Origin of the sequence: Pseudoalteromonas sp. LC2018020214 (genome assembly GCF_016598755.1) — a bacterium.
In the GTDB taxonomy this organism is placed as follows: domain Bacteria; phylum Pseudomonadota; class Gammaproteobacteria; order Enterobacterales; family Alteromonadaceae; genus Pseudoalteromonas; species Pseudoalteromonas distincta.
Genome location: NZ_CP066805.1, coordinates 406833 through 421360, shown reverse-complemented (window position 1 = coordinate 421360; position 14528 = coordinate 406833). Strand labels below are relative to the sequence as shown.

Here is a 14528-nt window from a genome sequence, read left to right as displayed (position 1 = left end):
AATATTGTAACGCTAAACACCCATTTTTTAAGGAGTTTACCGCTCAAAACTTGCGTCTTTATATATTTAGTGCATTAATGTAAGTAATATTAAATGATTATAAGTTGCTGGATATTAAGCATGCACAAAGGTTTAAACTTTGGTGAATTAACAGGTAAAGGACAGTCTGTTCGAAGTAAGTTAATTATAACCTTTATAATTATAGCCTTAGGGCCACTTTGTATACTTACGTGGTTTAGTCTTGAACATGTAAATAGCACGCTTAAACAAAATGCAGACACTGAACTTAACGAGCTTAATAATATAGGTAAGCAATTTGCTGATATTTGGTTTGCAGAGCATGTTAATGATCTATATTTGCTTAGGGCGCAGTTTGATATTAGCCCGACTAAAAAACAACAATTAATAGCGCAATTTGTTGAGCAGTACGACTTTGTTAATAATGTAGAACTTATTGATGTAAACCTCGTTAAATCACTACCTTCATCACCCTTTTTTAATATTATTAAAGATCAACGTTTTAATAACATACGTTCTGGTATTAAAAATACAGGTAAAATCCAATTTCAGTCAATGACAGTCTCAGGGCGTGAGTATCATATTATTGGCTTACCGTTAGTAAATACCGAAAATAAGCTACAAGCCATATTGCTTGCAGATATAAATTTAAATGGCTTATTAAATAATCTAAGTAAAATACACGCTGCAAATAAAGACATAACATTTTATGTTATGCATAATAATAAAATTCAAAAAAATAATAATTCAGAAGATTTTCAACCATTATTTTTCTCTCAAAACGGCTCCCCAACGCAACGTGTTTTTTCTTACAGTAATAAAAATGAAGAGACTTTATACGGGTATATTGATTCTCTAGAGTTTTTAAATGAATCTGGATGGCAGTTACTTGTAACAAAACCAAAAGAAGTTGCACTACAAGGTGCTAATTTTTATAAACAGCTTGCTTTATTAACAAATGCGGGGGCATTGCTGCTTATATTAACGTCATCGTGGTGGTTTGGGCGTCGACTTTCTAGACCTTTAATTAACTTAGCTAAAATTGTTGAAAGTATTACAAAAGGAGACAAGGTAAAAGTCCCTGTAATAAACGACAGTATTGAGTTTAACCAGCTTTCATTGGGTTTACGTAATTTAGTAGCCGTAAAAGAAGAGCAACAAAGTATATTACAAAAGCAACGCTCTGCACTTCAAATTGCATTAAAACAATTAGCCGAGCAAAAAAGTGCATTAGATGAACACGCTATTGTTGCTGTAACTGATTTGCATGGCACCATCACTTTTGTAAATAAGAAATTTTGTGAGATTAGTGGCTACGATGAACACGAATTAATAGGTCAAAACCATCGCCTTTTAAATTCAGGGAAACACGAAAAAGAATTTTTTAAAAATATGTATAAAACGCTTGAACGTGGTGATATCTGGAACGGGCAAATATGCAATAAAGCTAAGCATGGTGGAATATATTGGGTAGATACGACAATTGCACCATTTCTAGATGAAAACGGTATACCACAAAACTATATTGCTATTCGTAATGACATTACAGCCCTTAAAGTACAAGAGCTAGAGCTTGAGCAACACAAAACACAGTTACAGCTAGTGATAGACTCAACAGCCGTGGGTATTTGGGATTGGTATATTGATACTAATAAAGTGACGTTTAATAACCGCTGGGCCGAGATAATAGGTTACAAACTCAGTGAGATTGAACCTTGTACTATAAATACTTGGTATACCTATGCTCACCCAGACGACTTAGTGATATCAAATAAAAAACTTCAAGAGCACTTTGCCGGTGAGACTGACTATTTTGTTAGTGAAGCCCGCATGAAGCATAAAAATGGACATTGGATTTGGGTACTCGATACTGCAAAAGTAGTTGAGTGGAATACCGATGGCTCTCCAAAACGTATGATAGGTACGCATTTAGATATATCAGAACGAAAATCTACAGAGCTTGAGCTGCAAGGAAGCCGCGATAGGTTTGCATCTTTGGTATCAAATATCCCTGGCATTATTTATCGATGTAAGTTTGATAATAAATTAAGCATGCTTTATATGAGCGAGCAAGCGAGTGAAATAACAGGTTATTCACCTGATGAGTTGATAAATGATGAATCCCCCAGCTTTTTTGATTTGATATGCGAAGACGATTCTAAAAAAATAAAAGATGAAATTCTACGTTGTGTTAGTGCAAAACAGTCATGGTCTGTTGAGTATAGGATTACAGCCCGCGATGGCTCCTTACATTGGGTAAATGAAAAAGGCCAAGCCATTTACGCAGATGATGGCAGCATATTGTATTTAGATGGGTTTATTTTAGATATTACAGAGCGTTACAATACACAGTTAAAAATAAATCGTCAGCAAAGCCTACTTGAATCAATGAGTAAGCAAGGACAGATTGGCGCATGGGAGATGGACTTAGATGCGCATACACTTTATTGGTCTGATGAAGTTAAAGTTATTCACGAAGTACCAGAGGGCTTTGAACCGAGCATAGATACCGCAATTAACTTTTATAAACCAGGCATACACCGAGACACTATAAGTACCTTATTTGAATGCGCTGTGACTTTAGGTGAAAGCTGGAGTGTAGAGCTTATTATTTTGACCTATTCGGGGCAAGAGCGTTGGGTTAAATCAATGGGCCAAGCTGAGCTTAAAGACGGTAAATGTGTACGTGTGTTTGGTTCATTTCAAAGTATTGATGCACATAAACGACTTGAACTTGAGAGCGAAAAAGCAAATCGTTATAACAAAAATTTAGCCGCGCTTACAGTCGCACCTGAAGTGCAAAATAGTGATGTAGAACAGGTTAAAAAGCTAGCCGTTAAATCTATGTGTGAGGTGCTAAATGTTACACGAGCTTCGATATGGATCTTTAACGAAAAACGAGATGTGATGACGTGTCATAGCTTATATATAAATGGTCAAGGGTTTGTAGATACCGACGCTATTTTAACTGCTAAAGACTACCCAGCTTATTTTAATGCTATTTATAAACATAATTTAGTGGCTATTGATGATGTTTATACTCACTCAGCAACTGTTGATTTTATTGAAGCATATGTAACACCACTAAATATTAAATCGATGCTTGATGCTGTAATTGCAACAGGCGATGGTAATTTAGGTATTTTGTGCGCTGAAACAGTAGGTGAGCATCATTACTGGACGCAAAGTGAAGAAACGTATCTTCGCTCATTAGCTACTTTAGTGGGAAGCACTTTAGTTTCTCAAAAACGAAAAGTAATTAGTGAGGAGCTAAAAGTAGCACTTGTAAAAGCTGAAGATGCAGCCATTGCTAAGAGCCAATTCTTAGCAACCATGAGCCATGAAATTAGAACGCCAATGAATGGCGTACTCGGCATGCTAGAGCTTGTTCAATTAGAGTCGTTATCTAAACCAATAGAAACAAAAGTAGATATAGCCAAAAAAAGTGCACATTCTTTATTGGGTGTAATTAATGATATTTTAGATTTCTCTAAAGCTGAAGCAGGTAAAATCGAGCTTGAAGAGATTAACTTTAATGGACGTGATTTAATTGGTGAAGTTGCTGCCGCACAAGCATTTACAGCTCAAGATAAGGGTATTGAAATTATTTTGGATCTGGTAGCGCTAGAGCCTTCGCAGTTATGCGGCGATCCTGGGCGCATTCGCCAAGTTATTACTAATTTATTGAGCAACGCCGTTAAGTTTACGAGTCAAGGCGAGGTTGTTGTAAGCGCGAAAATTAATAAAGTAGCTCAAGGTTTAGAGTTTGTTGTAAGTATAAAGGACTCAGGCATAGGAATAAGTTTAGAAAAACAAGAGCAATTATTTACTCCGTTTTCTCAAGTCGATGCATCAACAACGCGTGAATATGGAGGCAGTGGCTTAGGGCTGGCTATTTGTAAGCAGCTTTGTGAGCTAATGGGGGGAGCAATCTCTCTCACTAGCGAAGCCGGTAAAGGGAGTACTTTTACTGCCACTATAATGCTGACTCCGGGAGATCAAAAAGAACGTTATATTCCTAATATTAATATGGAAGAGCTAACCGTTTTGGTTGTTGATGATAACGAGACAAATCGAATTGTAATTTCACAGCAGCTTGAGCACTGGGGCGCTAAGGTTGCGCTTGCATGTGACGCAAGCGAAGCTCTTGATATGTGCGCGCAGCAGTATAAAAGTAACAATTGCATGTATGATATTGCAGTGCTTGATATGCAAATGCCAGGAATGGATGGCATAGAGCTGTGTAAAGCACTAAAAGCACATGAACATTATAAATCAATGCCACTTGTAATGATGACCAGTATTGCTGGTATGGAAGGTGCGCAGCGCTATTCTAATGCAGGCTTTCAGGCATATTTCCCCAAACCTGTAACCACTGCCGATTTAATTTCTGCACTGTCAGTCATAACAAGTAATGATGCAGATGAGACACTCCCACTTGTTACTTCAGGCTATATTTCCTCTCTTAAAAAAGAAAAGGTGCAGGAACCTACCCAAATATTACTTGTAGAAGATAATCCAATTAATCGGCAAGTGGCTACATTAATGCTCAAAAAGCTTAATTGTGACGTTACAATTGCCGAAAATGGTCAATTAGCGATAGATATATTAGAGTCTCACGATTCTGGTTTCTTTAAGCTCGTTCTTATGGATTGCCAGATGCCTGTTATGGATGGCTTTGCTACAACTGCAGCTATACGTAAAGGTATGGCGGGTATACAACACAAAAACATTAGGATCATTGCTATTACCGCTAACGCAATGGACTCTGATAAAGAGCGTTGTATAACCGCTGGAATGGATGACTACTTGAGCAAACCGATTCAATTAGATATTTTAAAAGATAAATTAGAGCAGTATATTTAAGGTAAAAATACAATGAGCCAACCCGTTATAATACGTGATGCAAAACCAAGTGATGCGAAAACAATTTTGCACTTTATTACCGAACTTGCCATATATGAAAAAGAACCGGATGCAGTTAAAACAGACGAACAGGCTATTTTAGATACGCTGTTTAGCGACGGTGCTACTGCGCACAGCATAATTTGTTTAGAAGGTGATGAGCCAATTGGTTTTGCGGTCTATTTTTATAATTACTCTACATGGTTAGGTAAAAATGGCCTATACCTTGAAGATTTATACGTAAGCCCAGATAGCCGTGGCAATGGTGCAGGTAAAGCCATTATGAAGCACTTAGCTAATAAGGCGATTAGTAATGACTGTGGTCGTTTTGAATGGGTAGTGCTTGATTGGAATAAACCCGCTATCGATTTTTACAATAGCATTGGTGCAAAGCCGCAAAACGAATGGATAATATATCGCTTAACAGGGCAGGAATTACTAGACTTTGTCAGGTAGTTAATGAAAATCATTTGCATTTAGGTTTGTGGGTGTGTAAGTTAACTACACGCCCATAAATAAACGTGCAGATGATTATATGATCTCAAATCAAAAACAATCCCACTCAGATTTACTTTGTCTTGATCAAGCATTAAGCCCTTGGCAGTCGAATATAATGCAAGGTAATTATGCATTTGAACAAGGTGCACTTCTCGAAGCCCGCGATAAATACTTATTAGCTAAAACACTTGCAGATCATCTTCTTCAGCAGTTTTTATATGCTCAGATTAATAACAATGTCATCCATGCTATTGAGCATTGTATACCCGCACTTGTTGTTGCGTCGCATAATTTAGCTGATACCTATATAGCTATGCAACAGCCTGAAAATGCATGCAAATGGCTATGCGAAGTACACTTAACACTCTGTTCGCTAATTAAGCATACTCATTACGATATACAAAAAGTGAGCAAGCATCATTACACTAAAACGTCCTCTGAACTTGTATTATTTGCAAGACGCTATCATTTTTTACCTGAGCTAATAGAGCAAGTGAATTTTTGCTTATGCTCAGAGAGCACTACAAACAATCAACTGCACTAATTTAAAAGAAAAAGGAGTATTTATGGCTTTTACTTTGCCTGCACTTAACTATGAGTACGATGCGCTTGAGCCTCATATTGATGGTAAAACAATGCATATTCACCACACATTGCATCATCAAACGTATATTAATAAAGCCAATGCTGCTTTAGCAGATACTGTTTATGCAACCGCAAATGCTGAAAAATTACTTAAGGGAATAAACAGCCTGCCTAGTAATTTACAAAAAGCAGTACAAGAGCATGTAGGAGGGCATTTTAATCACAGCTTATTTTGGCAAGTAATGAGCCCGCAAGGAGGAGGTGAACCTGAAGGTAGTGTAGCTCAGGCAATAAATGAACAGTTTGGCAGTTTTGATAAGTTTAAAGACCAATTTACTGCTGCTGCAATTAGTCAATTTGGCAGTGGTTGGGCGTGGCTATGTGTGACCCCAGATAAAAAGTTGATTGTAGAAAATAGTGCTAATCAAGATTGCCCTTTAATGCAGGGAAATACCCCTATTTTGGGACTTGATGTATGGGAGCATGCCTATTATTTGAAGTATCAAAATAAGCGTCCTGACTATATTGCTGCTTTTTATAATGTAATTAATTGGACTGAAGTTGAAAAACGCTACCTAGCCGCAGTAAGTTGAGTGCCGAATATGGCTAGTAATACAGTTTATTTTCTATAAGCTAGGCTCTATTAGATTAATTTATAGAGCCGTTTATGGACACTTCACATTGGCAAAAAGCACGTCAGAGTCGCGATCCTCGTTTTGACGGGCTTTTTTACGTAGCGGTAAAAAGTACCGGTATTTATTGCAGACCAATTTGCCCTGCACCAACGGCTCACGAAAAAAACGTTGCTTATTATCAGTTTGCCCATAACGCGGCGCAAGATGGTTTTAGGCCCTGTATTCGTTGCAGGCCCGATAGTGCCCCTGGCAGCGCAGCATGGCAGGGTACAAAAACGACTGCACTTAGAGCAAAACAGTTAATAGATCAAAATGATGAACACGACTGCGAAAAATTAGCAGCTCGTTTAGGTATAAGTAGTCGTTATTTAAGGCAGTTGTTTAAGCAGTATTTTGGCATGTCGATTACGCAATATCGATTATTTAACCAATGCCACTTTGCTAAAAAACTGATTCAAGAAACACATTTACCCCTTACCGAAATAGCGTTTGCCGCAGGCTTTAAAAGCATTAGGCGTTTTAATGATGCATTTTTACAGCAGTTAAATATAGCTCCCTCGAAGCTGCGCAGTGGCGATAAAAAGCCAACGTCAACACTCATTTTAACCCTGCCATTTAGGCCGCCTTATAATTGGCCTGCTTTGCAGGGCTTTTTACAAAGGCGCTTGATAAAACCAATGGAGTGGATAACACAAACGAGCTACGGGCGTACTTTTGCAAGTGATAAATATAAAGGAAGTTTTACCGCAGAATTTATAGCGAGTAAAAACCACTTTAGTGTATCTATCAATATAGACAATACGGCGTACTTACAAACTGTTATAAATAATATACGCCGTGTGCTTGATTTAGATGCCGATATTAATTTAATTGAAACGCATTTAAGCGCCAATATAAACAATGCCTTTACAGTGTGTGAAGGGCTCAGACTTCCAGGGATTTGGTCAAGTTTTGAAGCCGGTATAAGAGCGGTACTTGGGCAACAAGTGAGTGTTACTGCGGCGCATAATTTAGTAACAAAGTTAGTTGATGAATTAGGCGAAAAAGAGGGCGATGCCGTTTATTTTCCTACGGCTAAAATTGTTACTAATAGTGATTTTGCATTTTTTAAAATGCCACAAGCACGCAAAAATGCGCTACACAACTTAGCCCAGTTTTGTGCACTAAATCCTGAAAATGACGATTTAGACGAATGGCTTAGTTTAAAGGGAATTGGTCCTTGGACAGTAAATTATGCAAAGCTGCGAGGACAAAGCCAACCCGATATATTACTTGATGGCGACTTAGGTGTTAAAAAAGCTCAAGCGGCGGCAAACCCGTTTGAGCCTGCTAATTGCGCTCCTTTTCGCTCTTACTTAACGTTTCAACTTTGGCAGCAATTATAATGATCATTCAAACATCAATTTCGAGCCCTATAGACGACATAATTATTCAAGCGACTGATAAAGGTGTGAGTTACGTTGGTTTTTATCCACCAGTTGAATACTCTTATACGCCATTTGAGCAAGTTACTAACAAGGCGGTGCTTATTTGCGCTGCGCAGTTAAATGAGTACTTTGCAAAAAAACGCACTATGTTTGATGTACCACTTGATACAACCGGTACGGTATTTCAGCAAAGTGTATGGCAAGCACTATTAACAGTACCTTTTGGACAATCGCAAACATACGGCTATATTGCTAACCAACTCAATAACCCAAAAGCAGTGAGGGCAGTAGGCGCTGCTAATGGTAAAAATCCGATTAGTATTATTGTACCGTGCCACCGAATTATTGGCGCAAATGCAAAGTTAACGGGCTATGCTGGTGGGCTTGATAGGAAACTGTGGTTGCTGAAGCACGAAGGATTAATGTAAATTAATTGATAAAATATAGCCAGTCTGCTTAACTCAACCTATAATTTAAATAATCAACTAATAAAAATTATTATGCGTATTAATAGCTTAGTTTACTTTTTTATTGCCAGTTTAATGTTTACCGCTACTGCGTTTAGCAAGCCGCAAAGTCTCGTGTTTTGTTACGAAGACAAAAATATAGCACCCATGTTTTTAGGTGATGGCCAAAATATACCAACAGATAAACCTGGTGCATCAATCGAAATACTTCAACAACTTGATTTAGCATTGCCCAATGTAGCAATATCATTTGTTAGAAAGCCATGGCGTAGATGCTTAAACGATTTAGAATTTAATCGAGTTAATGCTGTTATTGCAAGTTACCGCAAAGGGCGAGAAAACGTTGCTGTTTACCCTGTTGATGAGCAAGGTAAGTTACAAGATGACTACGCAGTAAGTGAATTTGGCAGCTGCCTTATAGGGCGTTATAAATTTCATAAGGAATGGGAGACTCGTGAAGTATTTCAAAATAAAGCATTTACGATAGCTATTCCTAATGGTTATGGGCTAAATAGCGCGTTAAAAGAAGAACCATTTTTTATTCATAATACGTTTTCTAAAAGCAAAGCTTTTGAGTTGCTAGATAAGGGAGTAGTGCAGGCGAGCGTTGATCTATGCCAAGTAGATGGCTTAAAAGTGTCGAGTTATCCGTATGAGGGTAATAATGTTAAACCTATTTATCCCCCTTACGAAACCAGCCATGGTTATCTTGTTTTTTCAAAAAAATTCTACGAAGAAAATAACACCCTAAGTTGGGAAATGTGGGAGTGGTTATCAAAATTTGAAAGTGCACCTGTGTATATTAAATACTTACAAACAATTAAATAAACAGGCCCTGACAAAATAAAATTCGCGTTTGTAAATTGGTATTAATTTAATATTAAGGTAGCATAAGCGCACTTTTTATAAAATGGCACCGCAATGGCTCAATTATACTTTTACTACTCTGCAATGAATGCAGGTAAATCAACCACGTTATTACAATCTGCATTTAATTATAAAGAACGTGGCATGGAACCTGTGATCCTGACTGCTGCTATTGATGATAGACAAGGCGTGGGTAAAGTATCGTCTCGTATTGGTTTGCAAGCTGATGCGCATGTATTTGATGCCAGTAAAGATGTTTTTGATCTTATTCAATCTCTCAATAATGATAAAAAGCGCCATTGTGTGTTAGTTGACGAGTGCCAATTTTTATCAAAAGAACAAGTAATGCAATTAACCGATGTGGTTGATGAACTCGGTATACCGGTATTGTGTTATGGCTTGCGTAACGACTTTAGAGGCGAGCTATTTATAGGGTCGCAATATTTGCTTGCGTGGGCTGATAAGTTAGTTGAGCTTAAAACTGTATGCCACTGTGGACGTAAAGCAAACCATGTACTGCGTACTGATGAAAATGGCGAAGCAATAGCCGATGGTAACCAAGTAGAAATTGGCGGCAATGACCGATATGTTTCGGTATGCCGCAAACATTATAAAGCCGCGTTAAATATGGGCCGACAAAGCATTTAAAAATGTATCAATATCTTCGCGCGTAATATCTAAATGCGTTACTAGCCTAAGCTGCTTGCTTGGGCTAAATAGTATACCTTGTTGTTTAAGCGCTTCAGCAATATCTTCAATATTTATACTGCTACTGTATGTTGCGTAAACCATATTAGTGGTGTTAGTCATATCTACAGTAAAGCCACTGATTTCACTTAATTGTTGAGCCAAATAACGTGCATTTTGATGATCGTCTTTTAAGCGCTCTACATTGTGCTCAAGTGCAAACTGCCCAGCGGCTGCAAGCATTCCGGCTTGGCGCATACCGCCACCAAGTACTTTTCTCCATCGCCTTGCTTTATTAATAAGTGCTGGTGAGCCTAATAATAAAGAGCCTACGGGCGCACCTAAACCTTTAGATAAACATATAGAAACTGAATCAAAGTGTTTTGTAATTTCAGTGATATCAACTTTTAGCTCAACAGCGGCATTAAAAGCACGTGCGCCGTCTAAGTGCAGCGCTAAACTATGCGTATTAACAAAGTCACGTGCTTGGGCTAAGTACTCAAGCGGGAGTACTTTTCCGCCAATGGTATTTTCTAAGCTGAGCAATCGCGTTTTTGCAAAATGGCAATCGTCTGGTTTTATAGCCGCCGCTATTTTACTAAAAGGGATGCTGCCATCAGCTTCGTTTTCAATAGGCTGTGGCTGAACAGATCCTAATACAGCTGCGCCGCCACCCTCAAACTTATAATTGTGAGCATTTTGGCCACAAATGTATTCGTCACCTCGCTCACAGTGCGCCATTAACGCTAGTAAGTTGGCTTGTGTGCCTGAGCTACAATAAAGTGCGGCTTCAAAATTAAAACGCTTACACGCATAGGCTTCTAGTTGGTTAACGCTTTCATCATCACCATATACATCGTCACCAACCGGTGCGTTGTACATAATATCGCGCATTTCTTTTGTTGGTTTTGTAACTGTATCAGAGCGAAAATCTATCATGATTGCCTTATCCTTTTTATTATTTTTAATAAAATTGGTATTAATCAAGCTCGCTACAAATTTGCTCACGAGTGTCTTTATCAAAGTAGGTCCATGCAATAAAGCGGCTAATTTTTTGACCCTGTGCCATATCAACTATTTTATACTCGGCTATTGGGTGAGCTTTTAACACTTCTTCAAGCGCTGCAATATTATCTTTTTTAGAGACTAACGACGTAAACCACAGTACTTGTTCTGCAAAGTCTTCGCTTTCTTTAATCATATTAGAGATAAACTGTACTTCACCGCCTTCGCACCATAATTCATTATTATGACCACCAAAGTTAAGCGTGCTACTGGGTGTTTTTCCTAAGTTTTTCCATTTACGTTCACTGCCTTTACTTGCCTCTTCTTCACTTGCATGAAACGGAGGGTTACAGAGCGTTAAATGGTATAGATCTTTTTGATTTATAACGCCTTTAAAAATATGTGATGCGTTTTTTTGTTGTTTTAGGGTTATTTTTAAACCATTAAACTGAGCAATTTGCTTTGCTATTTTTACTGAGGCTGTATCAATATCAGTCCCGGTAAAATGCCACTTATATTCACTTGTACCAGTAAGCGGATAAACTAAATTAGCACCAGTGCCAATATCAAGTACTTTAATTTGCTTACCTAAAGGTATTTGTTGTTGGTTATCATCACTTAATAGGTCGGCCAAGTAGTGAATGTAGTCAACACGCCCAGGTATAGGCGGGCATAAGTTGTGCTCGGGAATATCCCAAAAATCAATATTATAATGTGCTTTTAAAAGAGCTTGGTTAAGTTTTTTAACGGCTTTGTTATCACTAAAATCAATACTTTTAGTCCCTGCAGGTGTGGTTATAACAAAGGGCAGTAGAGCAGGGTGCTCTGTTGTTAATAAATCGAAGTCGTACCCATTTTTATGTAGGTTACGAGGGTGTAATTTTGAACGTGCTTTATTTTCTTTCATGGCTTCATTTTAACAACAGATATGATGTGGTGATTGTAACAAATGCTGATGAGTAAAGTGCAGACATTTCCTTTGGTATATTTAATATTACTGGTAGGATGAGTTGCAAATAATAAAAAGGAATAACTGTGGCAATTTCTCAGCAATCAATAATTATTAATTTAGCTGACCAACAAACTCTTCATTTACGCCGTATTAGCGATGAAGATCAGCAAGGGCCCATCGTATTTTTTATGCATGGAGCAATAGAAAACGGTAAGATTTTTTACACGCACTCCAATAAAGGACTTGCCCCTTTTTTAGCTGAGCATGGGTATAGATGTTATGTGGCTGATTTACGTGGCCGAGGTGATAGCAAGCCAATCATTTCGAGCGAGTCCGAATATGGACAAACTGAGTCTATCCTAGAAGACATCCCTGCCTTTATTAAGCAAATAGAGTTGATTGAAGGCAAAAAGCCAGACTACTGGGTTGCTCACTCTTGGGGCGGGGTATTGATGAACAGCGCGTTTGCACGTTTTCCAGAATATATTAACGATGTTAAAGCATGTGTGTATTTTGGCTCTAAGCGTTCTTTATTTAATAGTCACCCTCAAAAATTATTACAAGCCAATTTAATTTGGTATTTTATGGCGCCTTTACTTGCTAAAAAACATGGCTATTTAAATGCTAAAGGTTATAAGTGGGGCAGCGATAACGAAACTCAAAAGTCGCATTATCAAAGTATGCAATGGGCTAAAAAGAAGCCATGGATAGATTCTGATGATAATTTTGATTATGCAAAAACGCTAAACAACCTGCATTTACCGCCAACGCTTCATATTGCTGCGGTAAAAGATAAAGCATTAGCGCAACCAATCGATATTCAAAAATTTATGGACGAATCGGGGCAAGGCATTCAGCAAATGCGAATTTACGGTCGTAAACACGGGCATAATTTTGATTACGATCATATTAATATGCTTACCCACCCAAGTGCGCGTGATGATCAATTTAAAGATTTACTTAATTGGTTTAAAGCACATCCGATTAATTAATTCTCATCAAGTAACTTTAGAAGAGGTGTTTTGTAACGCTCCCACTTAGCGATTGCGGCATTATTAATAGGTTGGCGAATAGCATGTTTACTCAAGGTCGTTACCGGTGTTTTTTGTTTATAAAACGCTAAGCAGCGCTCTTCAAAACTACAGTTTAAAAAGCCAAGTAACTGCGTTAGCTGCTCTTTTGGGTTACTCACTAAATCTTCGTAACTGACATCATAAATTGGCATCTCTTTAAAAGAGTGCCAATGGCTCATCAGTTTTTCATACAACTTATGATAAAGCTTAAACTCAGGTAGTGAGCAAAAGTAAGGCTCGTTTTCAGCAAAGTAATTAGTGAAGATAGAAAATGCGGTGGCATTAAAATCACGACTTAAATTTATAAATTTAGCATTTGGAAATAGAATATATATAAGTCCGAGCGACTGATAATTACTCGGCAGTTTATTTATTATAAAAGGTCTGATGGGCGATGCTGTTTTTAATGTTGTGATATACAGCTCGCGGGCTTTTTTGATTAAATCCGGCGTTAAATGTGCTAAACATTGCGGGTAAGTCACTCCCGTTTTTTGTTCGATAAAAGCAACTGCGTTATTACTAATACTCGTACTTTCTCCTAGGCTTGAAAACTGACTATGGCTTGCCAACATTTGCTCCACAAGGGTAGAGCCACTACGAGGCATGCCAATAATAAATACAGGCGTGATATTACCCGTAAACTTTTTATCGGCAGAGGCTATAAACTCCTCGGTGTTGTATTTTATTATTTCATCGTAAAAAGGGGTTAAATCTTTAGTGTTAAATTCACTTAATTTTTTTTGTAATTTATTCGCCAATATAAAATAATTAAATGCTTGCTCGGTATCCTCAAGTGCATCGTAACTATTTGCTAATGCGTAGTAACACACCATTTTTAAACGTAAATTACTCGTTTGAGTTAATAAGTGGTGCAAATTACTTACATAATTATGCTCTTTATCAAAGCGACCTAATTGTACAAGTTCAAATAAAATATAGGCTGTTACAGGATATACACCAATGCTGAGTGCATGAGCAAAAGTTGTATGAGCTTTATCTAACTCGCCATGTGTTAAATAGTGCTGTGCTAAGTAATAATGAGGTTCTGGATTATGACTTGCTAATTTTTTTGCGTATTCCAGCACCGTTAGTGCATCGTTTGGTGAATGAACACCGTTAAATGCATCAGCAAGGGCATGTAATGGTTCAAGCATATGAGGCAAGCGCTCACAGGCTTTTTGGAGTAGGTATACAGCAGCGTCGTAACGTTCTAGTCGTAAGGCAATTCTGCCTAAGCCAAATAAAGCCTCACCATTTTCAGGGTTACTATTTAATAGCGTTTTAAAATGAAACTCAGCTTCTTTGAGTTTATTTTGCTGCAGTAGTTGGTTGGCTTTTTCAAGTAGCATAGTTATACCAATTTTATTAAAAAAATAATCATTCTATCGCATTAAATAGCGTACTCACTG

General features: G+C 37.8%; 12 protein-coding genes. 9 read left to right on the top strand and 3 right to left on the bottom strand.

Annotated features, from left to right (window positions below; genetic code table 11):
• The first annotated feature begins 120 nt into the window (after positions 1–120).
• The 8 genes from JG479_RS18290 to JG479_RS18255 all read left to right on the top strand — a co-directional run bounded on the left by JG479_RS18290 (position 121) and on the right by JG479_RS18255 (position 10050).
• Complete coding sequence (locus tag JG479_RS18290; protein ID WP_200220353.1) at positions 121–4884, top strand: PAS domain-containing protein; 4764 nt, start codon at positions 121–123, stop codon at positions 4882–4884.
• Positions 4885–4896: 12 nt separating this feature from the next.
• Complete coding sequence (locus JG479_RS18285; RefSeq protein ID WP_200220352.1) at positions 4897–5379, top strand: GNAT family N-acetyltransferase; 483 nt, start codon at positions 4897–4899, stop codon at positions 5377–5379.
• A 79-nt stretch (positions 5380–5458) separates the two neighbouring features.
• A complete protein-coding gene (locus JG479_RS18280; RefSeq protein ID WP_182724041.1) occupies positions 5459–5965 on the top strand; it encodes a hypothetical protein in 507 nt (168 codons plus the stop codon).
• 22 nt (positions 5966–5987) lie between these two features.
• Positions 5988–6599, top strand: a complete 612-nt coding sequence (locus JG479_RS18275; protein ID WP_182720144.1) for a superoxide dismutase — start codon at positions 5988–5990, stop codon at positions 6597–6599.
• A 74-nt stretch (positions 6600–6673) separates the two neighbouring features.
• Complete coding sequence (locus JG479_RS18270) at positions 6674–8026, top strand: DNA-3-methyladenine glycosylase 2 family protein (protein ID WP_200220351.1); 1353 nt, start codon at positions 6674–6676, stop codon at positions 8024–8026.
• Positions 8026–8496, top strand: coding sequence for a methylated-DNA--[protein]-cysteine S-methyltransferase (locus JG479_RS18265; RefSeq protein ID WP_182681574.1), 471 nt, complete (start codon positions 8026–8028; stop codon positions 8494–8496). Before JG479_RS18270 ends, JG479_RS18265 begins: the two co-directional genes overlap by 1 nt.
• 72 nt (positions 8497–8568) lie before the next feature.
• On the top strand, positions 8569–9363 hold the full coding sequence (locus JG479_RS18260; RefSeq protein ID WP_200220350.1) for an amino acid ABC transporter substrate-binding protein: 795 nt from the start codon (positions 8569–8571) through the stop codon (positions 9361–9363).
• A 93-nt stretch (positions 9364–9456) separates the two neighbouring features.
• On the top strand, positions 9457–10050 hold the full coding sequence (locus JG479_RS18255; protein WP_007582344.1) for a thymidine kinase: 594 nt from the start codon (positions 9457–9459) through the stop codon (positions 10048–10050).
• On the opposite strand, the gene ltaE is transcribed toward JG479_RS18255, so the two are convergent.
• A complete protein-coding gene (gene ltaE / locus JG479_RS18250) occupies positions 10024–11028 on the bottom strand; it encodes a low-specificity L-threonine aldolase (RefSeq protein WP_200220349.1) in 1005 nt (334 codons plus the stop codon). The two genes, JG479_RS18255 and ltaE, sit on opposite strands and share 27 nt — an antisense overlap.
• A 40-nt stretch (positions 11029–11068) precedes the next feature.
• The gene (gene rlmF / locus JG479_RS18245) at positions 11069–12001 is read right to left on the bottom strand and encodes a 23S rRNA (adenine(1618)-N(6))-methyltransferase RlmF (protein WP_200220348.1); all 933 of its coding nucleotides are present in this window, start codon (positions 11999–12001) and stop codon (positions 11069–11071) included.
• A gap of 128 nt (positions 12002–12129) precedes the next feature.
• On the opposite strand from rlmF, the gene JG479_RS18240 reads away from it, so the two are divergent.
• Positions 12130–13038, top strand: coding sequence for an alpha/beta fold hydrolase (locus JG479_RS18240; RefSeq protein ID WP_002958999.1), 909 nt, complete (start codon positions 12130–12132; stop codon positions 13036–13038).
• On the opposite strand, the gene JG479_RS18235 is transcribed toward JG479_RS18240, so the two are convergent.
• Positions 13035–14468, bottom strand: coding sequence for a tetratricopeptide repeat-containing sulfotransferase family protein (locus JG479_RS18235; RefSeq protein WP_200220729.1), 1434 nt, complete (start codon positions 14466–14468; stop codon positions 13035–13037). The genes JG479_RS18240 and JG479_RS18235 overlap by 4 nt on opposite strands.
• Positions 14469–14528: the final 60 nt, after the last annotated feature.

What these genes read in the sequence shown, in the direction of transcription:
- JG479_RS18265 (WP_182681574.1), top strand. Translation starts at nt 8,026, where the DNA reads ATGATCATTCAAACATCAATTTCGAGCCCTATAGACGACATAATTATT.
- ltaE (WP_200220349.1), bottom strand. Translation starts at nt 11,028, where the DNA reads ATGATAGATTTTCGCTCTGATACAGTTACAAAACCAACAAAAGAAATG.
- JG479_RS18260 (WP_200220350.1), top strand. Translation starts at nt 8,569, where the DNA reads ATGCGTATTAATAGCTTAGTTTACTTTTTTATTGCCAGTTTAATGTTT.
- JG479_RS18275 (WP_182720144.1), top strand. Translation starts at nt 5,988, where the DNA reads ATGGCTTTTACTTTGCCTGCACTTAACTATGAGTACGATGCGCTTGAG.
- rlmF (WP_200220348.1), bottom strand. Translation starts at nt 12,001, where the DNA reads ATGAAAGAAAATAAAGCACGTTCAAAATTACACCCTCGTAACCTACAT.
- JG479_RS18280 (WP_182724041.1), top strand. Translation starts at nt 5,459, where the DNA reads ATGATCTCAAATCAAAAACAATCCCACTCAGATTTACTTTGTCTTGAT.
- JG479_RS18255 (WP_007582344.1), top strand. Translation starts at nt 9,457, where the DNA reads ATGGCTCAATTATACTTTTACTACTCTGCAATGAATGCAGGTAAATCA.
- JG479_RS18290 (WP_200220353.1), top strand. Translation starts at nt 121, where the DNA reads ATGCACAAAGGTTTAAACTTTGGTGAATTAACAGGTAAAGGACAGTCT.
- JG479_RS18270 (WP_200220351.1), top strand. Translation starts at nt 6,674, where the DNA reads ATGGACACTTCACATTGGCAAAAAGCACGTCAGAGTCGCGATCCTCGT.
- JG479_RS18235 (WP_200220729.1), bottom strand. Translation starts at nt 14,468, where the DNA reads ATGCTACTTGAAAAAGCCAACCAACTACTGCAGCAAAATAAACTCAAA.
- JG479_RS18285 (WP_200220352.1), top strand. Translation starts at nt 4,897, where the DNA reads ATGAGCCAACCCGTTATAATACGTGATGCAAAACCAAGTGATGCGAAA.